This window comes from Rossellomorea sp. LJF3, from assembly GCF_037046045.1.
In the GTDB taxonomy this organism is placed as follows: Bacteria; Bacillota; Bacilli; order Bacillales; family Bacillaceae_B; genus Rossellomorea.
This window is the reverse complement of the sequence record NZ_JBANLY010000001.1, coordinates 437,426-458,378: the sequence shown is the minus strand read 5'-3', so window position 1 is coordinate 458,378 and position 20,953 is coordinate 437,426. Positions and strand designations below refer to the sequence as shown.

Genomic DNA, 20,953 nt, shown 5'->3' with positions numbered 1-20,953 from the left:
AGCGTGCAGGCATCATCCTCATTTAAAATGGTAAACTGGCAGTTATAAAAAGAATAAGGAATGGCTGTGTATATTATGTGATTCCAGGAGAAGGCATGGATGAAGGAGAAACCGAAATGGAAACGGCGGTTCGGGAAGCGAAGGAAGACTTTAAATCAACGTCTCGGAACTGAAAACCGTGTTGACCTTCAAGCAGAATAATACACATTCTTACTATTTTGTGGGAAAATATAATGGCTTATTTGGCTCAGGAAAACGTGAAGAATCCGATTTTACCAGGGATAGAGGAGAATATATTCCCTGCTGCATCCTGATGGAGGAACTGTCGGGGGAAAAATTGTACCTCTGGAAGTAAAAGAATTTCTATTACAGCAAAAGGCAGGTGGTCAAGAAGATGATGATAAATGAAACCGGACTCGTCCTCGAAGGTGGCGGCATGAGAGGAATATACACGGCGGGGGCCCTGGAATTTTTCTTGGAGAACGGAATTGAATTCCCTTATGTCATCGGGGTATCGGCAGGTGCATGCAATGCCGCGTCTTATTTGTCCAAACAAAACGGCCGCAACAAAAAGGTGAATGTGGATTTCATCCGCGACCCTAAATATTTATCATGGCGGAACTACTGGAAAACGGGCGAATTATTCGGGATGGACTATGTCTTTGATGAAATTCCGAATAAATTGGTACCCTTCGATTATAAAGCCTTTCACTCCAACCGAACGGAATTTGTAGTCGGGACAACCGACTGTCATACAGGAAAGGCAGCCTATTTCTCAAGGAAGGATTATGGAGAGGACCTACTCACGATCATCCGCGCATCAAGCTCTCTTCCATTTGTGGCTCCGATTGTTGAATTCGCTTCCCGCCACCTCCTTGACGGGGGCATAAGCGATCCGGTTCCAATTGAAAAAGCCGAGCAGGACGGATTCAAAAAAAATGTGGTCATCCTGACCCGGAATAGGGGATATTATAAAAAGCCTTCAAAATTTTCTTTCCTGGTGAGAAGAAAGTATCCTCAATATCCAGAGTTGCACAAAACGCTGATGAACCGCTATATTCGCTATAACCAAACGATTCAGGAGATAGAAAGAAAAGAAAAAAATGGAGACGTTTTGATCATCCAGCCCCAGCATCCACTTAAAGTAAGCCGAATTGAAAAAAATCCTCAAAAACTGGACGAATTGTACTGGCAGGGCTATCATGACGCAGAATCAAAATGGAAGCAGTTAGTCGATTGGAACCAATCAGGGAGGCTCGTACACTCATAAACGTCAGGGATGAATAGAACCACTCATTAGTGAAAGAGTGTTCTGTTCATTTTCCCCCGTTTTCCTGACAGAAGGTCTTTTTACAGATTTTTCACATACATATGATAGAGATTCCTTGAAAGGACGAGCACTCTATGAACCTCTATCAAATATACAAAAATGAACAATATACACTGCTTTTCAGAAGTGTCATGTATTTTCTCATTGGTGTAGGGATGCTTGTAGTGACACAGCAATTGTATTATTTTCCCCTGCTGATCTTCATCCCGGCGTTTTCAAATTTATATCTCAGCTATAGCCTGAAAAAGGAACTTAAGAAGGCAAACCGCCTGTATTATGAAAATATGCCTGTCTCCGAGCATTCACTTGTAGGGGTCCATACAAAGGAAGGCTCCTATTATTTAAAAACGAACGGTTGGTCACGCTATTTTATTCAACGTACTTCCATGATCAATAACCCGAAACAATATTTGTTTCATAGAAAGCATAAACTTCCGCTGTCATTTTCGAAATGGAGCAGAACCATAAAGATCGATCATCCAGGGAGAAGAATGATGTTTCAACTGAAATATCAAAGTGCCACCGCCATCGAATGGCAGAATGAAGGTGGGGACACGATCCTCATCTATAAAGGAAACAAGAGATGGATCTTGAACTATCAAGAAAAAAATTATCTATCCTTACAAAAAGGGTACCTCCCCCAAAGTGTTCAACGGCTGTTCGATTCCCACCACAGTTACGTTTCATTTTACGAAACATACAATGATGATTTGGACTGGCTTCTGATCTTTCTTTGGTATGTAGACAGTGATTATTTTCTCACATCATAGCCCATTCATTTGGGTACAATAATGAAGGAAGAATGTAACACGTGTGAAAGAAACTTGACTCTAATAATATAGAGGCATATATTATCCCTTGATTTTATCACCCCGTATTCTAAAAATTAGGACAAAAATCTTATTTTAGTGCGTCTAACATGATTTTATTTATGAAACTATGATAGAATAATGATAATCGAATAGGTTTCCTTCGGGGCAGGGTGAAATTCCCTACCGGCGGTGATGAGCACATGCTCTTAGTCCGTGACCCGGCTAATACATATTAGACGGTGGATTTGGTGAAATTCCAAAGCCGACAGTGAAAGTCTGGATGGGAGAAGGAACGGAAGCATTTAGTGATGTACAGGATAGGAGTCCGATCAGTGTTTATGGATGATTTTTCCTTTCCGAAATATCAGATTGAATGCTCTATTTAGTCATGCCAACTTCCCCCAAGTAAAACGTTACTTGGGGTTTCTTTATTTCTGAATAGTTTTTTCGATAGAAGGGGGGTACATCAATTGAATCATACCCATTATATGAAGCTTGCCATTTCTATGGCAGAGGCAACCCTTGGCCAGACCTCGCCTAACCCTGTAGTAGGGTCTGTAGTGGTCAAAAATGGAGAAATCGTCGGGATGGGTGCTCATTTGAAAGCGGGAGAAGGACATGCAGAAGTGAATGCCATTAAAATGGCAGGAGATAAAGCGAAAGGAAGCGACATTTACGTTACCCTCGAGCCTTGTTCCCACTATGGGAAAACACCTCCCTGCTCTCAGTTGTTGATTTCAAGCGGGATAAAGAGAGTCCATATCGCCACCCTGGATCCCAATCCACTAGTGGCCGGGCGTGGAATTCAACAATTAAGGGATGCAGGCATTGAAGTAGTGGTTGGAGAGCTTGAAGAAGAAGCCCGGGAACTGAATAAGCATTTTTTCCACTTCATTCAAAATGGTACCCCATATGTCACGCTAAAAACAGCGGTTACCCTAGATGGAAAAACCGCATCAGCTTCGGGAGACAGTAAGTGGATTACATCCGAAGCCTCGAGAACCGATGTCCACTATGATCGTCACAGGCATGACGCGATATTAGTAGGAGTCAATACGGTCATTCAAGACAACCCACACCTTACCACCCGTTTGCCCCAAGGTGGAAAAAACCCCATTCGAATTATATTAGATACTTATTTGCGTACACCGATCCACTCTCATGTCGTAGAGGATTTAGAAAGTAGAACCATCATATTTACAGGCAGTTCGGTCAAAGAAGATCAGAAGAAGCCCTATATCGATCGGGGATGTGAAATCATTTCACTTATCGATGAAAAGATAGGCATTCGCACCGTCCTGAAAGAACTAGGTTCCCGGAAGATTGCTTCCCTTTATGTAGAAGGTGGTTCCACTATACATTCAGCCTTCTTAGAGGAAAGAGCTTTTCAGGAAATGGTTATGTATATGGCTCCAAAGCTTGTTGGGGGAAGTGCTGCCTTCACGAGTTTTGGTGGAAAAGGATTTCCAACCATTGCAGAAGGATTGGAAATGGAGATTGCCAAGCTGGATCGTGTAGGACAGGATATCAAAATTGTCACACGGCCAAAATGGGAACCGTTGTGAAAGGGGGAGAAGGATGTTTACTGGAATCATTGAAGAAATTGGATCGATCGAACACATGAAGAAGTCTTCCTCTTCCATGGAAATGACAATTGCAGCGGGACGCATCCTCGAAGATATCCATATCGGGGACAGCATCAGTGTGAACGGGGTTTGCTTAACCGTCACTTCATTCAGTTCCAGCAAATTTCAGGTTGATGTCATGCCTGAGACGTTTGAAGGGACCACCTTACGGACCCTTACCCGTGGTTCGAAAGTGAACCTGGAAAGGGCCATGGCAGCAAATGGACGTTTCGGCGGTCATTTCGTCAACGGCCATGTAGACGGGGTGGGTACCATCGTGAGAGTAGAGAAAGTGGAAAATGCATGGTATATGGACATTACCATCCCTGAACATCAGGGCCATTTATTCATCATGAAGGGTTCGGTCGCAATAGACGGCACCTCCCTTACTGTGTTTGGTGTAAAAAATAATCGTATTACGATTTCCCTCATCCCTCAGACGAGAGGGGACACGGTCCTTGGTAGAAAGAAAGTAGGGGACCTTGTCAATATTGAATGTGATATAATGGCGAAATATTTTCATCGTTTCTATGAAGCAAAGGAACAGTCTAAGAGGACTTCAAGCAGCATCAGCTATGATTTTTTATCTCAAAACGGGTTTGCTGACTAAGAGGAGGGGTTGCCCCATGTTTAATAAAATCGAAGAAGCTCTGGAAGATTTACAGGCAGGCAAAGTCGTCATCGTTGTGGATGACGAAAATCGTGAAAATGAGGGGGATTTTATTGCCCTGGCAGATAAAGCGACACCTGAAGTCATTAATTTTATGGCTAAAGAAGGAAGAGGCTTGATTTGTGCCCCCATTACAGAGGAAATAGCACACAAGTTGAAGCTTGCGCCGATGACGATGTCAAATACAGACCCCCATGGCACGGCCTTCACCATCTCAGTTGATCATAAATCGGCAACGACCGGAATTAGTGCATTTGAAAGATCAACCACCATACAGGAATTATTGAACGAGAATTCAGTGCCGGAGGACTTTAAACGTCCCGGACATGTATTTCCCCTTGTCGCCAAAAATGGCGGGGTTCTAAAGCGGGCAGGGCATACAGAAGCAGCCATCGATCTGGCTGTTCTTGCAGATGCACACCCATCCGGGGTCATCTGTGAAATCATGAATGAAGACGGAACGATGGCAAGAGTGCCTGAATTAATGAAGCTCGCTGAACAATGGAATTTGAAAATCATTTCCATAGAAGATTTGATCAGGTATAGAAGAAAAAAGGAAATGCTTGTGACAAGGGAAGTGGAAATTGAGCTTCCAACTGAATTTGGAAACTTCAAAGCGGTTGCTTACACAGAAAATCTTACAGGAAAAGAGCATATCGCCCTTGTAAAAGGACAATGGTCAGAGGGGGAGGATGTACTCGTGCGTGTACACTCCGAATGCCTGACAGGGGATGTTTTCGGTTCCAATCGGTGTGATTGTGGTCCTCAGCTCGCTACAGCCCTTACCCAGATTGAAGAAGAAGGAAAAGGTGTCCTGCTCTATATGAGGCAAGAGGGCCGTGGGATCGGATTAATAAACAAACTGAAGGCTTATAAGCTCCAGGAAGAAGGCTATGACACCGTGGAAGCCAATCAAAAACTGGGGTTTGGGGACGATTTAAGGGAATACGGAATCGGAGCGCAGATTTTGAGAGATTTAGGTATTACTAAGATGCGTCTGTTGACCAATAATCCGAGAAAGATCGCCGGGATCAACGGATATGGTTTAGAAATCGCAGATCGGGTGCCAATCCAGATGCCTGCAAAATTCGAAAATGAAAAGTATTTAAAAACGAAGCACACTAAGCTCGGACACTTACTTAAATTTTAGGAGGAATATAAAATGAAAACCATTTATGAAGGAAATTTAGTAGGATCAGGATTAAGAGTGGCCATCGTCGTTTCACGTTTTAATGAATTCATCACATCCAAGCTGCTGGGCGGAGCGGAAGATGCCTTGAAGCGACACGGTGTTGAAGAAGGGAATGTCTCCGTCACTTGGGTCCCGGGAGCATTTGAAATTCCCATGATCGCCAAAAAACTCGCGCGTTCTGGTAAATATGATGCTGTTGTAACTTTGGGAACGGTCATCCGCGGAGCAACCGCTCATTTTGAATACGTAAGCGGAGAGGTTGCTAAAGGAGTGGCCAATCTTAGCCTGCAGGAAGACGTACCCGTCATATTCGGGGTCTTGACGACTGATACAATCGAACAGGCAATCGAAAGAGCCGGCACAAAAGCCGGGAACAAAGGATGGGAAGCAGCGGTATCGGCCATCGAAATGGCCAATTTGATCCGTGAAATAGATAAATAAGAATTTTAACGGGTCTCCAGTGTAGGAGACTCGTTTTTTGCGGAGAAGTGAGGTTGGGACATATCTAAATCCATTTCCTCTAAAGAAGAGCAATCAAAAAATTAATTAGGATCACTTGTTACACCGCTATTGATTTCCGTGCAAGACTGCGCTTTCCTCGGGCGGAAGGCAAGCCTCCTCACAGCCGAGGAGGCTCACCGCCAGCCCCGCGGAAAGCGAGCAACTGGAACGGAAATCAACCACTACTCACTACTTCCAAAACCCACAGTATTTACGTAAATAGCTTTATGATAAAGCAGAACGATTTCGATTTTCCAAAAAAGAATTTCGATGATCGTTCGGATATTTCTTTTAACTAAACCCTTTTGTCTCAGCCTCTTTTTTTGCGGAGAAGTACCCCACCAAAATACATATTGGCAAACGTCAGACCTTTTGCTAGAATAGTATTTTGTGGCTCCCCTTTATTAAGGGACGAGCGGGTAGGGAGAGGGCAGTTTTATAGGAAGATTATATGAAAGCACGTGGAGGTATTTTTAAGTTAAAGGATCACGGTACCACGATGAAACAGGAGATGATGGCAGGTGCGATCGGTTACTTTACGATTGTCTACATTATCGCTGTAAATGCTTTAATTCTTTCTGAAGCTGGAATTCCATTTGAAGGGGCAGTCATGGCGACGATACTTGCTTCCTTCGTTGGGTGTTTGGTGATGGCCTTTTGGGCAAATGCGCCGATCCTTCTGGTTCCAGGCATGGGAATTAATGCAATGTTTACATTCACCCTGGTGAAATCGTCAGGCCTTTCGTGGCAGGAAGCATTAGCTGTCATAGTGATTTCAGGAATACTCTTTATGATCATTGCATTTACAAAGCTTTCTAAAGTATTATCGGAAGCCATTCCCAAAACATTAAAAGAAGCCATTACTGTAGGGTTAGGGATGTTTTTAATGTTTATCGGTCTTGAAAAAGGCGGCCTCATTCAAAGAGGTGACAGTGCCATCATCATGATCGGTGATTTTGGGGAGCTAAAGGTGTTAGCCACGGTACTGACGTTCCTGGTGACGATTTTTCTTTTCATTCGCAATGTAAAAGGTCAATTTTTATGGAGTATCGCATTTGGTACAGTGCTGGGATTCATCTTTGGGATTGAGCCTTCCATACAGTCAAGCTCGTTCCATCTGAGTGAATACAGTCAGGTATTTGGTCAAATATCGTTTAGTGCCATTATGCAAATCCCATTTTGGATTGCGGTTTTTTCTGTCACGATGGTGCTGGTATTTGAAAACATCGGTCTCGTTCACGGTCATATGGATATGATCGATCAACCGCATAAATATTCTAAAGCCTTTCAAGCTAATGCCTTTTCCGCATTCACATCAGGGTTTTTCGGAACGAGTCCGACAGTCTCGACGGTGGAAAGTGCAGCAGCCATGACGGCAGGCGGCCGGACTGGATTGACAAGCTTGACTACGGGTGTATTATTCTTGGGATCTGTGTTGTTCATTCCGTATTTAAAGTGGATTCCGGATCATGCCATTGCCCCGATTCTCATTATCATCGGTGGTTTGATGATTCAAAATATACGACATATGGATCTTCGTGATTTGACAGAGGCGTTTCCCGCCATTTTCATCATCGCGATGATTCCGTTTACGTACAGTATCGCAGACGGAATCGCCATTGGCTTTATTCTGTATCCAGTATTAAAATTGGCTACAGGGAAAGCACGGGAAGTTTCCATTCCACTATATATCATTGCAGCGCTGTTTCTGATGAATTTCTTTGTTCATTCGATTCATTAAGGCGAATGTAAGCAGAGAGGCCCCTCACATTGTGAGGGGCCTCTCTGCTTTATTACTTTGATTCGCACTCCGAGGTATCCTTTTCTTATTTTACAACTAATGTCAAATTACGTGGACTTTCCACATATTTCTTGTTACTATTAAAGAAAAAATATGAATCTTTTTAACTATTTTTCCAAATGTTGAACAGGAACGCAGGAGTGATTTTGATGGAAGTATTTGTTGCCCGGCAGCCAATTTTTAATCGTTATCAAGAAATGGTGGCGTATGAACTTCTATACCGAAATAATGATATCAATATGTTTCCATCCATTGACGGGGATCAGGCAACCGCAGATGTGATCATTAACAGCTATTTAAATATCGGGCTGGAGAGCCTTTCAGCAGGCAAGCCTTGTTTTATTAATTTCACTGAGAATCTTCTAAGACTTAGAGTCCCGACTTATTTTAATCCCAGGGAGATCGTTGTGGAGATTCTCGAGAGTGTGATTCCGGGCCCCGATGTGCTGGTCGTTTGTCAGGAATTAAAAGACTTGGGGTATAAGATTGCGTTGGACGATTTTATATTCAATGAATACAATCCATATTTCAGGGAATTGATGAAACTGGCGGATTATGTAAAGGTGGATTTCATGAATACAACTCAAACGGAGCGGGGAAGCATTGAGGTCCTTTCCCCTTTACTTGGTTACAAGCTTCTTGCTGAGAAAGTGGAAACAGTGGACCACTACGAAGAAGCGTTGGCAAAAGGTTATCATTTCTTTCAGGGCTACTTCTTCAGTAAGCCGAAGATCATCGCCACTCAGGATGTCCCGACATATTTTCATTCGTATTATACCATTATACAAAGCCTGGAAATGACGGAGCCGAACATTGAAAGGATCAGTCAATTGATCGAACAGGATCTTTCCCTATCCTATAAATTATTGAAATTGATCAACTCTCCTACATATCGACCGAGACATAAGATTCATTCCATCCGTCAGGCGATTGTTCTGTTAGGTCTTGTGGAGATCAAGAGATGGATCTACATTTTGGCGGTCAGGGAACGGGTGGGGAAGAAGAGACAATTGGACAATCAAGTGATTACATTATGTTTGACGAGGGCGAAGATGTGTGAGCTGTTGGCAGAAAAACACAACCGGTCATCCAATAAATCAAGCTACTTCCTGACGGGTATGTTTTCCTTGATGGATACGATCCTTTCTATGCCGATCGAGCGCATCTTGATGGATTTACCTTTGAATGACGACATTTGCAACGCTTTGACGGGTTCCGGGAATGACCTTAAGAAGATATTGGAACTCGTCGTCTCCATTGAACAGGCGAACTGGACAGAGATCGAAGTGAAAATGACAGAATTGAAGTTAACCAAGAGGGATGTGATGGAGAGTTATCATCATTCCTGCAAGTGGACGGAAGAGCTTCTGAATCATGAAGTAACCGAGATGGCATAAGTCTACCATACAGGTTTATAATCCCCAGGGGTAAGATATTTTCTCTGGGGTTTGATATACCGTTTCAATTCCATGAGCAAGAGCCGCTGCAATTGCTTGGAATAAATCTGACGGCCCACGTCTGCAGGGAAGGGGTAGATTCCGATCGTATTGAAACGCACCCGAAAGAGACCTTCATGGACGAGGTCTTTTTTTTCGTTGAAGATCCGGGCGAACACAGTCACATCTCTTGACTCATATTCATCCTCCGCTTCTTCCACTTTATGGACTTGAAAACGAAAACGGTATTCTTCCTTCATCATCATCATCACCACTACCATTGTCTCGAAATGACCAACATTATTCAACTATGAACATGTCTTATTTTTGAAAATGAGGGGAAGAGGATTGCGTAATGAGCTTGTTTGTGGCAAGCTAAGACTATTATGAATAGTTTACTAGTAAATTAGCGTGGAGGGATTCACGATGGACTTGAATCTAATAAAATGTCATGGCTCCGGAAATGACTTTTTACTTATTGATGAAATGACAAATGGATATGATTTTACCGAAGAAGCCAGACAAAATCTTGCCCTTTCCTTATGTGATCGTAAGTCGGCCTTCGGGGCAGATGGGATCTTATTTGTATTATCAAGCGAAAATTGCGATGCGAGAATGCGGGTCTTCAACGCAGATGGTTCAGAGGCCTCAATGTGTGGAAACGGACTGCGATGTGTCGGCCGCTATGTATGTGAGCTGCTGGATAAAGAGACCATCTTCGTCCAAACGATGAAGGCGGATCTTCGTGTGTCGTCACAGGCATCCATTTTTGAAAATATCCCGACATATAATGTTGAAATTTCCCCTGTCCTTTTTCAACTGGATCAACTGCCAATGAACATCGATCGTGAAACGTTGGTGAATGAAAGCATCCCTGAAATTTCCGATCATTTAACCTTTTCTGCACTGGCAGTGCCGAACCCCCACTTGATCAGTGTCGTCGGCACAGAGCATATCCTCTCGAACGAGCAGAAATCCATTGCTGAAACAGTGAATGGACCCAATAACCTGTTTCCTGATGGAGTCAATGTAAGTTTTGTTCATCCTCTGGAAAAGGGATCCATCTATGTTCGTACGTATGAGAGAGGTGTCGGATTCACGAATGCTTGTGGGACAGCCATGTCTGCTTCCAGTCTTGTAACATGTTTACTTCAGCAGAATGAATTCGGTCAGGAGATCGATGTATACAATAACGGTGGGAAAGTCCGTGTCGTCGTGAACGAATTGGGTGAAGGACGATACAACATGGAATTAATTGGAAATGCAACGTATCTTTATCAATCTCAATTGGAATTGTCCCTTTCCAATCCTGAGCAGTATCATGAAGTGTCAAGACAGGAATTCACGGAAGAGGGAATGTATGAGCATTTACAAAACCATGCCAAGTCAATCGTCGACAGCAAAGTGTTCATGAGCGCATAGATAACCAATGGATAGTCAAAGAGGGTGCCCCTAGGATTTCGGGGTACCCTTTTTATTTGATTTGGCCTGCTTTTTCAAAAAATCAATCACTTTGTCAAATGGCTGAGATGCTTTCGCCTGGTCAAAACCAGTAAAGGGACAGCCTTTCTCCTGAAATCTTCTTAAGACTGCGTCAATAGTAAACATTTGAGGATTGAGATCTTCATTCACTTCCTCCCACCATAGTGGAGTGGCGACTAATGCCTCTTCATTCCCCCTCAATGAATAGGGGGCGATGATGGTTTTGCCTTCACCGTGTTGAATATAATCCACGTACAGTCTGCCTTTGCGGTTCTTCTTTAACCGCTCGGTTGTGAAATCCCCGGGATCATTGCTTACAAGGTAGTGAGCAATGAATTCTGTAAATAAGCCTGTGTCTTTCCACGTATATCCGGGAGGGAGGGGGATATACACTTGCAGCCCCTTATTTCCCGATGTTTTGACAAAGCTCTGGAGATTCAACCCGTCAAATAATCCTTTCATGATTATCGCCGCTTTAACGGCCAGTGAAAAATGATCGCGGCTTGGTGGATCTAAGTCGAAAATTACTTCATTGACGAATTCTTCCCCTGCTTTTTGGAAGGGGACATGAAATTCAAGTGCCAATTGATTTCCAAGCCATATCAACGTTTCCAGGTTATTGCACAGAGTGTAATGAATATGATCCTCTTTGTATGTTTCAACAAAAGCAGGTGAATAATCAGGAGTGTTTTTTTGGTAAAAGGATTCACCGAATATCCCATGAGGAAATCGAATGCAGGTTAAGGGCCTGTTCTTTAAGAAGGGTAAAATAATCACTGACATCTTTCGGAGGAATCGGATATAATCCAGTTTCGTCATGGAAACCTCCCGAAATAATGTCTTTTCCGGGTGGGTGATATCAACCTTTCTAGGAAGAGAGGCTTCGTCCATCATAAATTGATCAAGTGTGCATGCTTCCGGTTGAGTGGAAAAAAGGAATTGTTTAAAATGGGGTTCCCGAAGCTTTCCTTCCTGCCAATTCAGATAGATTATTTCTACGGTGATGGCCGGATCTATGGAATAAAGTGAATCGTTCATTCCTGTACTGTTTTGCTTAATTGTCGTCTTCAACGTTCTTTTTTCCTCAGCAGAAAGACCGAAATGGAATAAGCCGATCGGGATGATTTGTCCGTTATGGTATACGCCGATGTGAAAATAATCATTCGCATCATCCAGGGCGGTGATAAAGCATTGGCAATGTTTCCAGTTCTTACATTTGATCCAGTCAGCACTCCGTTTCCCCGCGTCCCATTTACTATGGCCCCTCTTCGCGACAACCCCTTCCCCTTCATCATTTAGAACGTGCTCCCACACTTTCTCAAGGTCTTGGTAATAAGGGACCATTTGCAAAGTAGAAGGGTGAGAAGGAGCAGGTTCCAACGGTAAATGAAGGCGGGTGAAGACATCTTTCAGTTTTTCTTTTCTCGTAAGATAGGGTTCCTGGATATATGATTTCTTCTCAGACTGAAGTAGATCAAATGCGAGGAATGTAACAGGCCTACTGGCAGCTGCTTTTATGATTTTTTTATCATTCCTCATCCTTCCCCTAACCTGAAGTTCCTGGAACTCGGTGCTGAAGGAGGAGCGTAATAACGCAACCTCTCCATCTAAAACAAGAGGGAGGGGAAGTGTATGCTCTTCAAGTATTTGGTGGAGATAATTCTTTATCTCAGGGAAGTGACTCAGAAGTTCCTTCCCATTCCGGCTTTGAAGGCTGATATGATCAGAGGATTGAACAGATAAAATGCCTCGGAAGCCATCATATTTCACCTCATAAAGCCAGTCATTACCTGAAGGAAGTTCATGGCGTAATGTAGGGAGCATCGGTTTCATTTGTTTCACCTTTTTTTAAGTAGTAGTGTGTCCGCCTAGGACCCGGATTATTTCCAGATGTTTAAAGGGATGAAGAAAGTAGGGGAACTAAATGCTATGTTTAAGGGATTAGTTTATGTAAAGGAGGGTATTGAAAGATATGCATACTATTTGGAAGGGTTCCATCAGCTTTGGACTGGTGAACATCCCCATTAAACTTCATTCTGCTACAGAAGACCGGGATATCAAGCTTCGCTCACTTCATAAAGAATGTCATACACCCATTAAATACGAAAAAGTATGTCCTGCTTGTGAAAAGGAACTAGATCAAGCCGATATCGTGAAAGGGTACGAAGTGACGAAAGGCAAATTTGTCGTCCTTGAAGAGGAGGAATTGAAAGAGCTGAAGGAAGCAAGTGGTGATAGGGCTGTAGAGATTGTGGATTTTATTAAGATGGAGGAAATCGATCCGATTTTCTTTGATCGAAGTTATTTCATTTCACCGAACGACGGCGGGAAAAAAGCCTATTCCCTTTTGAGAAAAGCGCTTCAGGAATCAGGGAAAGTTGGGATTGCCAAAATCACGATGCGGTCGAAGGAACAGCTTTCCATCGTCCGGGTATACGAGGAGACGCTCGTCATGGAAACCATTCATTATCCCGATGAGGTAAGAGGAACCGGCGATGTCCCGAATGTGCCTGAAGGAGATGAAATTACCGAAAAGGAACTAGAGACCGCTACCATGCTCATTGATCAACTGACGACAGAGTTTCAGCCTGAGAACTATAAGGATCACTATCGTGAACGCTTAAGTCAATTGATAGAATCGAAACAAACAGGGGAAAAAATGGTCACATCCAAAGAAAGAGAACCGAAAGAAAATGTAACGGATCTTATGGCGGCCCTCCAGGCATCCATCGATTCGTCCAAGCCTAAAAAGGCAAAGAAACCAACTAAAAAGAAAACGACTTCTAAGAAAAAAGCTCAGTAGAAGGCGTGAGTCAGGAGAGAGGGAGAAGTCTTGAAGGAGAAACATATTGAACAAGGCGTCTTTGTCGCTGTATCCCTGTTGTGTTTGATTGTATTCACCTGGGGATTTGTATCGATCGTGGAAGAATGGAAAGAAAATGAGATCGCCCAATTTGATAATGGTGTATTCGAAATCGTCAGAGGGACGATTTCACCTAAATTAACGGAAATTATGACTTTCATCACTTTCTTAGGGGGCATAAAAGGTATCACCATCTTCACCGTGTGTGCAGTAATCATCCTTCTGTTTATGAAGAAATATCCACTTGCTCTGTTTGTATCGATCACGATCCTGACAGGTGCGGGGTTCAATGGACTTCTAAAATGGATATTTAAACGGGACCGACCCGATATTGAAGCATTGATCCAGCAGGGTGGCTACAGTTTTCCAAGTGGTCATTCTATGAGCTCATTCATTTTTTATGGTTCACTGGCATTCATCCTGTTCCGTGCCCTGGATCGTAAACGGTATAAATGGACCAGTGTGATACTGGTCGCCATGCTTGTCCTGCTGATTGGAATGAGCAGAATATACCTTGGAGTTCATTATCCAAGTGACATCCTTGGGGGATTCACAGCAGGCGGTGCCTGGCTGACCCTATGCATCACGATCTATATGTATTTCTATAAACGCAAGCATTGGAGAGAAGATGAAGATATACCTGTAAAAAACGCTCAGGAGACCTGAGCGTTTTTGTATTAAAACAAATTAAAGATATACGGACCGATGGAAGTGACGTATAGAAGAATATAAATTCCCATGAAATAAAATACCCCTCCGAATGTACCCCAGTCCGGATCTCTGCCAACTTTCCAAAGCAGTGCAGTAAGGATGCTGATTATCACTAATAATACATACTCACTTCCCGTAAATGTGAGATAGGCGGGAGCTGAAAAGTAGAAATAATCTCCCATCGCCTTACTGATGAATGTCAGTGGCATAAGGATGAATAGTATGATCGAGGCATATTCCACCCAGTTGATTTCTTCTTTTTCAAACATATTGGGTTTGAACATATATAGAAGAATCAAGACAAATAGGGATGGTAGAACCCAATAAAATGAAACCAAAATAGTGACCAAACTGCTGAAAAGCATGAGAACCGAGTTGTTCAAAGCTTCCTTTACGCTTCGTTTCGACCATTCCGTACTTTTGATAATGGCTTTTTCGTCCTGTGAGGCCCCGAACAGTTCATAATAATCACCGTCATAATCAAGCCAGGCGATTCCTTGGTCGGAAATCTGAAGCGGTGAATACGTAAAATGCTTGCTTGTACTTACAGGTGTAGCCATAAATTTATTGGAGTCACTGAAAGGTGCAACGTACAGACTGATGGTATTTTGTCCCCCTACTTTGTGACTCTCGGATGTGAAGAGGATGGACGGCTTTCCATCAATGTCTGCGAACTGTACGGACCTCGGACTTTCCAATTTGAACCCTGATTGGTCATTCATAAATTCAATCTTGGCAGGCTTTATAATTGACGTTCCTAAATCGTTCATGGATGTTTCCAATTTCCATATCTTATAGGACAATGTACCTTGAGCACGCATTTCTTCATTGTACAAAAGTGTCAATTGATTGTTATCTTTTGAGAAGGACAGCCCGTTAATATGATGATTCGTCGCTGTATTGACCAGAGCAAACGGCTCCTTCACCAATTGTAATTCTTCATCTAAATAGTAAAGATGGGCATGAGTATCATCCTGTCTTATTTGTAAAACGGCACTTCCGTCGTTCCCGACATAGGCTTCAAGGACTTCATCAGGGAATCGGTAAACCTCCTTGCTGGAAAAATCATTTGGAGAAAGAGAATACAGGCCCTCTTGTTTCCAGTATAAGATGGTGTTTGACGAAGTGCTGATTCCCGTTACTTTATCATCGATGGTCTTGACTCCGTTGTCATCGGATGAAATGAGCTGATCATTCTTCACTTGTATGACCTTATTTCCGTCCGTCCAAAAAGGCTTACCCCTTGTCACGCTTATGTTCAGTGAACCTTCTTTCCTGGAATTGAGTGATTCATCGAATGAAAACTGATCTACCTTTCCATTGCTTGCTAAGAATAGTCTCTCTTCGTTAAAGAAGACAAGCGGACGTTCGTCAGATGAATAGCCCATAGGGATCGATCTGCTCCAATTGGGATCCGGCTGTTGTTTGACGTTCAGAAGCTGGTGAAAGAAAAGTGCACCAATTAATAATAGAATGAACACGATTGGTATTCCAAATGTTTTTAATTTTGCTTTCACAGTCATACCCCCTAGATTCTCTCTCTTCATACATGTGAGTACAATTTAGAATTTTACCACAATTCATATTATTGTTCACCAGAATTTTCCTTTAGAAACATAAAATTTTTTGTTGACATTTATTTTTAGAGAGACTACAATGATATTGAAAATCATTCTCATTGAACAAAAGAGTTCCCCCTCTTTCAGATAGAGAGAATGGTTCATGATAACCCCCCTTTTATTAGATCGTAAAGACAGGCCTGAAGCATCCGCTTCAGGCCTGTCTTTTTCTTGCATTTCATATCATCCTGTCGTAAATTGTTAAAGGATGTTTATTTACGGGGAGGGATAATAGGAAGTGAATCATAAAGATGATAGACGATTTCGGATCGCCAACCACGAAGCATTAATTGGTGTTGCACTCGTTCTCATAAATTTTTTGTGGTGGTATGGATTTGCATTTGGACTCGGCGGGCAGCCTGTATCAGATTACGATTGGATCTTAGGGATGCCGGCATGGTTCTTCTATAGCTGTATCATGGGATTTCTTCTTATGGTATTTTTAGTGATGGTTGTCGTGAAATACCTTCTGACAGATATTCCTTTTGGCGATGAGGAGGATGATCATGAATAGTATGGCAATGATTCCCTTATTTGCCTTTTTGATTTTGATTTTTATAGTAGGGATTTATACCGCTAGAACCGTAAGCAGATCAGATTCGTTTGTACAGGAATATTTCCTCGGAAGCCGACAACTCGGAGGATTTATCCTCGCCATGACGATGATTGCCACATACGGCAGTGCCAGCAGCTTCATCGGTGGTCCGGGTGCTGCATATACATATGGCTTATCGTGGGTTCTCCTTGCCATGAGCCAGGTTGTGACAGGATATTTTGTTCTTCTTATACTCGGTAAGAAGTTTGCCATCATGTCAAGGAAGTATAAAGCCGTTACTTTGATCGATTATTTACAGGGGAGATATGGAAGCAATAAGATAACGGTCCTATCGGCCATCAGTATCATCTTGTTTCTATTCTCCACAATGATTGCCCAGTGGGTAGGAGGGGCACGTTTAATTGAATCATTAACCGGATTAAGCTACGAAGCCGCTCTGTTCCTGTTTGCCATATCGGTCCTCGTATATGTTACGATCGGTGGTTTCCGCGCGGTTGCCATCACAGATGCGATCCAGGGAGTTGTCATGCTTGGAGGGACCTTGATCCTGCTGGTTGCTACCATCGTGGCAGGTGGAGGCATGGAAAAGATCATGATGGAATTGCAGGCGGAAAATCCCAATCTGCTAAGTCCCCATGGGCCGAACGGTGAATTGAGCGCAAAGTATATCTCATCTTTCTGGATCTTGGTGGGAGTGGGGGTCGTTGGACTTCCCCAAGTAGCCGTAAGGGCCATGAGCTATAAAAATTCCCGTTCCCTGCACAGGGCCCTGATTATCGGCACGATCGTCGTGGGTTCGATCATGCTTGGCATGCATCTCATCGGCGTTCTGGCAAGAGTGGTCCTCCCGGGAATCGAAGTGGCAGACAAAGTCATGCCGCTACTTGCGCTTGAGGTGCTTCCTCCGTGGCTTGCGGGAATTGTTCTAGCAGCTCCCATGGCAGCCATCATGTCGACGGTTGATTCGTTGCTGTTGATTGTATCATCAGCCATCGTGAAAGATGTATATATGAATTTCATAAATAAGGATGCTGAAGAAAAACAAATCAAGACGATCAGCTTCTGGGTGACGAGTATTACAGGTATACTGGTTTTTCTCATGGCATTAAGCCCGCCTGAATTGATTATCTGGCTTAATTTATTTTCTTTCGGAGGTCTTGAAGCAGTCTTTATCTGGCCAATCGTACTCGGACTGTACTGGAAAAAGGGGAATGGTGCTGGTGCGCTTGCTTCCATGATTTCAGGATTGATGGCGTATATTTTATTTCATAGCTTTGCACCGAACTATTTAGATATGAATACGGTCATCTTTCCCATTATCATCTCCTTCTTCATGTATGTATTCGCTTCTCTGGCAACTCAATCGAAACACCGTGTGGATGGGTTTAATTAACCCATCCATTTTTGTCTTTTCTAGTGCAAAAGAGTACATTGAATAGTAATAAATGACGGATTGGGTGAAGGATTATGGAACATTCTGTAGTCGTGGTCGGAGGAGGTATCGGAGGGCTTACTGCTGCTGCCCTCCTTGGAAGTGCAGGTTATCATGTACAGGTCCTTGAAGCTTCAAGGGAATGGGGAGGCTGTGCCGGGAAGTTTCAACGTGGGGAAGCGTTATTTCCAGTCGGTGCGACTCTTGGTATGGGTTTCGAAAATGGGGGTATTCATCAACGCATCTTCCAGTACCTTGGAAACGAATTACCGTCGAATCACCTCCTTGAGCGGGTAATGGACGTTCATCTTCCAGAGGTTACCTTAACCTATCATCGGAACCGGGAAACGCATGTGAAAGGGTTGATGCAGGCATTTCCTGATAGTGCAGATAAAATCGCCTGTTACTTCAGGGATTTGTACAGGATCGCAAAGAAAATACGGACACTCGTGGATTCCCTGCCCATCCTTCCCCCCAGGACGATAAGAGAGTGGAAAGAGCTCATTATGAGCCTGAATTTGGGTTCACTGACCCTACTGCCAGCCTTTCAGAAGACCATGCTCGATCTGCTGAAAAAACACGACCTGCATGTCCACACATCCTTCAAACATTTTATTGATGGACAGCTGATCGACAGTATGCAGGTGGAGAGCGACCAATGTTCGTTGTTACTCGGATGCCTGGCACTGGATATGTATCATGAGGGGGCCTTCTACCTTGAAGGTGGCTTATATCGCATAGCCGAATGTCTGGTCGATGCATCGGTATCGCTTGGGGTTAAAGCGACCCTGGGGAGGAAAGTGGTAGGCATTACACGTGATGAGCATCTTCAGGAGTGGATCGTCTCTGATCATAGAGGGAATGAATATCATGCCAATCATGTCATATGCAACGTTCCTGTCCAGTCACTCAAGAATCTATTCCCTGAGGAATATGCACCTATAATTAAAACTTATTTGAAAGGAAAAGAAAAAGAGGCTGTGTGGGGGACCATGACCCTTTATATGTTATTGAAAGAAGAATCAGTGCCGGAAACTCTCCCCCTGTTTACGCAAATTTGCACGAGCAATGATGGGCATATGACGGAAGGCGACCATCTGTTCTTATCATTATCTCATCCGGATGACCGGCAGCGCGCGCCGGAAGGATTCCGTACTATGACGGTATCAACCCATACAAAATTAGAGAATTGGGACTCAAAAGAAAAATATGATTGGTACAAGGAGAATCTTAAAGAGAAGATGCTGGATTCAATAGAGATGGTCATACCCACTATTAGAAGTAGTTTGATAGAATTCTACCCGGGTGCGCCCAAGGCGTGGGAACGATATACGGGGCGGCCCGGAGGGATTGTAGGGGGATTCCCCCAAACCAATGATCACGCTCTCTTCAACAGTCTATCGCACAGGACTCCACTTGAGAATGTATGGATGTGTGGAGATTCTGTCTTCCCAGGTGCGGGGACCATCGGGGTGTCTGTAAGTGGGTACCATGTCTTTCACTCTATCACTGGGGAAAATCTTCCAACATAAAGCAGGAATCAGGATCCCATATGTAGAATGTTGTGATGGGGTGATAATATGTATAAGTTGACACAATATGAAGACCCAATAGTCTTCCATGATAAGGTTTATTCTCTCCTTATGGAGGATGAGGCAGCGAATAATCTGCCTTTGGGACTATTGAATACCATGAAAACGAGTGACAAATATATAGATCCACTTCTGCTTTTAGTGGAAAATGAGGATGACAAGGCAGTGGGGTCATTCATCATGACTCCTCCTCATTATCTTGTGGTTACGCTGAAAGTAGGGAAGGGTGACATCCAGGCAATAGCTGAACGGCTCAATTCGTTTTGCGAGGATTCCGGGATCACGATCCCCGGTTTTGTTGCTGAGAAAGAAACCGTACTTCAACTGACCCATGCATGGTGTCACGTTACGGGGAAGGGTTACACCATCCGTATGAATCAGCGTGTGTACCAATTGAATGAAGTGAATGATATCCAATTAAGCGAAGGGGAAATGGTACCCGTGCGCCCAGGTCAAGAGGGGCTCCTGGCCAAGTGGGTCAGTGAATTTGTCGCAGATACAGAAGTCATCACTTTGTCGGGTGAAGAAGCGCTCAAAAGGGCGAAAGATATGATTGATAATGAACGTTATGTGTTCTTTTGGGAAGTGGCCGGACAGCCTGTTTCAATGGCAAGGGGGGCAAGAAGAACGGAAAACGGGATTACCGTAAATTTTGTCTATACCCCATCCGAATTCCGGAAGAAGGGATACGCCTCTTCTGTTGTAGCGGAACTGAGCCGTCTGTTACTGCATGAACACACCTTTTGTTCCCTCTATACGGACCTGGATAATCCCACATCGAACAAAATCTATATGAATATCGGTTATAAACCAGTCTGTGATTCCATGATGATCACCATTGTTTGAACCAATCAGCACAGGTTAGAATATGAATTAAATGGTTGACATCGTGAGAAAAAGCGATTAGTATAATAAACAATTAATTAAATGAGCGAATGGCTTTGACGAAGAGGAGTACCTATAATCGACACTTCAGAGAGCTGGTGGTTGGTGTGAACCAGTGTGATCGGTACTAGGGAATGGACTTCCGAGCTTCCAAACCGAAACCTTAGGGAAGTAGGCTTTGGCGAATGTCTTATCGTTACAAAAGACGCGTATTAGAGCATTTTGCTCCGATACGATTGAGTGGACTGTAAAAGCAGTCAACAAAGGTGGCACCACGGGTATCCCGTCCTTTCTTTTTATAAGATAAGGATTGGGATGCCTTTTTTTATTCTTTTACATTGATAAATCGTTGAATAAGAGGAGTACATTCAAGTGATGCATAACAGGGAGTTAAGGACAGTGAGACCTTAGCATGATAGCTTGTCTGGAATGGACTTATGAGAGAT

19 protein-coding genes, 1 riboswitch and 2 other annotated features (1 of these 22 only partly in view) are annotated in these 20,953 nt (G+C 43.3%); of the genes, 15 read left to right on the top strand and 4 right to left on the bottom strand.

What is annotated here, in order from left to right; genetic code table 11:
• The first annotated feature begins 397 nt into the window (after positions 1 to 397).
• From V8G47_RS02380 to V8G47_RS02345, 8 genes are all read left to right on the top strand, one after another.
• Entirely contained in the window at positions 398 to 1,270 is an 873-nt protein-coding gene (locus tag V8G47_RS02380; RefSeq protein WP_336198729.1) for a patatin-like phospholipase family protein, read from the top strand.
• 134 nt (positions 1,271 to 1,404) lie between these two features.
• Positions 1,405 to 2,100: a hypothetical protein gene (locus tag V8G47_RS02375; protein ID WP_336198687.1), complete on the top strand. Its 696-nt coding sequence runs from the start codon at positions 1,405 to 1,407 to the stop codon at positions 2,098 to 2,100.
• Positions 2,101 to 2,294: 194 nt separating this feature from the next.
• Positions 2,295 to 2,438, top strand: a riboswitch (FMN riboswitch).
• A 174-nt stretch (positions 2,439 to 2,612) separates the two neighbouring features.
• Positions 2,613 to 3,707, top strand: coding sequence for a bifunctional diaminohydroxyphosphoribosylaminopyrimidine deaminase/5-amino-6-(5-phosphoribosylamino)uracil reductase RibD (gene ribD / locus V8G47_RS02370; RefSeq protein WP_336198686.1), 1,095 nt, complete (start codon positions 2,613 to 2,615; stop codon positions 3,705 to 3,707).
• Between the two features lie 13 nt (positions 3,708 to 3,720).
• The gene (gene ribE, locus V8G47_RS02365) at positions 3,721 to 4,377 is read left to right on the top strand and encodes a riboflavin synthase (protein ID WP_336198685.1); all 657 of its coding nucleotides are present in this window, start codon (positions 3,721 to 3,723) and stop codon (positions 4,375 to 4,377) included.
• 16 nt (positions 4,378 to 4,393) lie between these two features.
• Positions 4,394 to 5,587, top strand: coding sequence for a bifunctional 3,4-dihydroxy-2-butanone-4-phosphate synthase/GTP cyclohydrolase II (locus V8G47_RS02360; RefSeq protein ID WP_336198684.1), 1,194 nt, complete (start codon positions 4,394 to 4,396; stop codon positions 5,585 to 5,587).
• 12 nt (positions 5,588 to 5,599) lie between these two features.
• Positions 5,600 to 6,070 (top strand): 6,7-dimethyl-8-ribityllumazine synthase, encoded by a 471-nt coding sequence (gene ribH / locus V8G47_RS02355; RefSeq protein WP_044336602.1) that lies wholly within the window; start codon positions 5,600 to 5,602, stop codon positions 6,068 to 6,070.
• Positions 6,071 to 6,581: 511 nt separating this feature from the next.
• Positions 6,582 to 7,871 (top strand): NCS2 family permease, encoded by a 1,290-nt coding sequence (locus tag V8G47_RS02350; RefSeq protein WP_336198683.1) that lies wholly within the window; start codon positions 6,582 to 6,584, stop codon positions 7,869 to 7,871.
• A gap of 209 nt (positions 7,872 to 8,080) precedes the next feature.
• The gene (locus V8G47_RS02345) at positions 8,081 to 9,328 is read left to right on the top strand and encodes an EAL and HDOD domain-containing protein (RefSeq protein ID WP_336198682.1); all 1,248 of its coding nucleotides are present in this window, start codon (positions 8,081 to 8,083) and stop codon (positions 9,326 to 9,328) included.
• A gap of 2 nt (positions 9,329 to 9,330) precedes the next feature.
• Here the strand turns inward: V8G47_RS02345 and V8G47_RS02340 are convergent, their stop codons facing one another.
• The gene (locus tag V8G47_RS02340; protein WP_336198681.1) at positions 9,331 to 9,675 is read right to left on the bottom strand and encodes a hypothetical protein; all 345 of its coding nucleotides are present in this window, start codon (positions 9,673 to 9,675) and stop codon (positions 9,331 to 9,333) included.
• A 118-nt stretch (positions 9,676 to 9,793) separates the two neighbouring features.
• Between V8G47_RS02340 and dapF the strand changes: the two genes are divergently transcribed.
• Entirely contained in the window at positions 9,794 to 10,789 is a 996-nt protein-coding gene (gene dapF / locus V8G47_RS02335; RefSeq protein WP_336198680.1) for a diaminopimelate epimerase, read from the top strand.
• 30 nt (positions 10,790 to 10,819) lie between these two features.
• Here dapF and V8G47_RS02330 read toward each other — a convergent pair whose 3' ends face one another.
• On the bottom strand, positions 10,820 to 12,682 hold the full coding sequence (locus V8G47_RS02330; RefSeq protein ID WP_336198728.1) for a DNA ligase D: 1,863 nt from the start codon (positions 12,680 to 12,682) through the stop codon (positions 10,820 to 10,822).
• Between the two features lie 139 nt (positions 12,683 to 12,821).
• Here V8G47_RS02330 and ku point away from each other — a divergent pair, with 139 nt between their 5' ends.
• Positions 12,822 to 13,652: a non-homologous end joining protein Ku gene (gene ku / locus V8G47_RS02325; protein WP_336198679.1), complete on the top strand. Its 831-nt coding sequence runs from the start codon at positions 12,822 to 12,824 to the stop codon at positions 13,650 to 13,652.
• 30 nt (positions 13,653 to 13,682) lie between these two features.
• A complete protein-coding gene (locus V8G47_RS02320; RefSeq protein WP_336198678.1) occupies positions 13,683 to 14,378 on the top strand; it encodes a phosphatase PAP2 family protein in 696 nt (231 codons plus the stop codon).
• A gap of 11 nt (positions 14,379 to 14,389) precedes the next feature.
• Here the strand turns inward: V8G47_RS02320 and V8G47_RS02315 are convergent, their stop codons facing one another.
• Both V8G47_RS02315 and V8G47_RS02310 read right to left on the bottom strand, forming a co-directional pair.
• Positions 14,390 to 15,940, bottom strand: a complete 1,551-nt coding sequence (locus V8G47_RS02315) for a hypothetical protein (protein ID WP_336198677.1) — start codon at positions 15,938 to 15,940, stop codon at positions 14,390 to 14,392.
• A gap of 75 nt (positions 15,941 to 16,015) precedes the next feature.
• The gene (locus tag V8G47_RS02310; RefSeq protein ID WP_336198676.1) at positions 16,016 to 16,219 is read right to left on the bottom strand and encodes a hypothetical protein; all 204 of its coding nucleotides are present in this window, start codon (positions 16,217 to 16,219) and stop codon (positions 16,016 to 16,018) included.
• A gap of 61 nt (positions 16,220 to 16,280) precedes the next feature.
• On the opposite strand from V8G47_RS02310, the gene V8G47_RS02305 reads away from it, so the two are divergent.
• The 4 genes from V8G47_RS02305 to V8G47_RS02290 all read left to right on the top strand — a co-directional run bounded on the left by V8G47_RS02305 (position 16,281) and on the right by V8G47_RS02290 (position 20,468).
• A complete protein-coding gene (locus V8G47_RS02305; RefSeq protein ID WP_336198675.1) occupies positions 16,281 to 16,556 on the top strand; it encodes a YhdT family protein in 276 nt (91 codons plus the stop codon).
• Positions 16,549 to 17,991, top strand: coding sequence for a sodium/pantothenate symporter (gene panF, locus V8G47_RS02300; RefSeq protein ID WP_336198674.1), 1,443 nt, complete (start codon positions 16,549 to 16,551; stop codon positions 17,989 to 17,991). Before V8G47_RS02305 ends, panF begins: the two co-directional genes overlap by 8 nt.
• A gap of 74 nt (positions 17,992 to 18,065) precedes the next feature.
• Positions 18,066 to 19,562 carry an FAD-dependent oxidoreductase gene (locus V8G47_RS02295; protein ID WP_336198673.1) on the top strand — a complete coding sequence of 499 codons (1,497 nt, stop codon included), beginning with the start codon at positions 18,066 to 18,068 and terminating at the stop codon, positions 19,560 to 19,562.
• Positions 19,563 to 19,610: 48 nt separating this feature from the next.
• Positions 19,611 to 20,468 carry a GNAT family N-acetyltransferase gene (locus tag V8G47_RS02290; protein ID WP_336198672.1) on the top strand — a complete coding sequence of 286 codons (858 nt, stop codon included), beginning with the start codon at positions 19,611 to 19,613 and terminating at the stop codon, positions 20,466 to 20,468.
• Positions 20,469 to 20,554: 86 nt separating this feature from the next.
• Positions 20,555 to 20,801 (top strand) — a binding site (T-box leader).
• A gap of 46 nt (positions 20,802 to 20,847) precedes the next feature.
• Positions 20,848 to 20,953 (top strand) — a binding site (T-box leader); it runs 138 nt beyond the window's last position.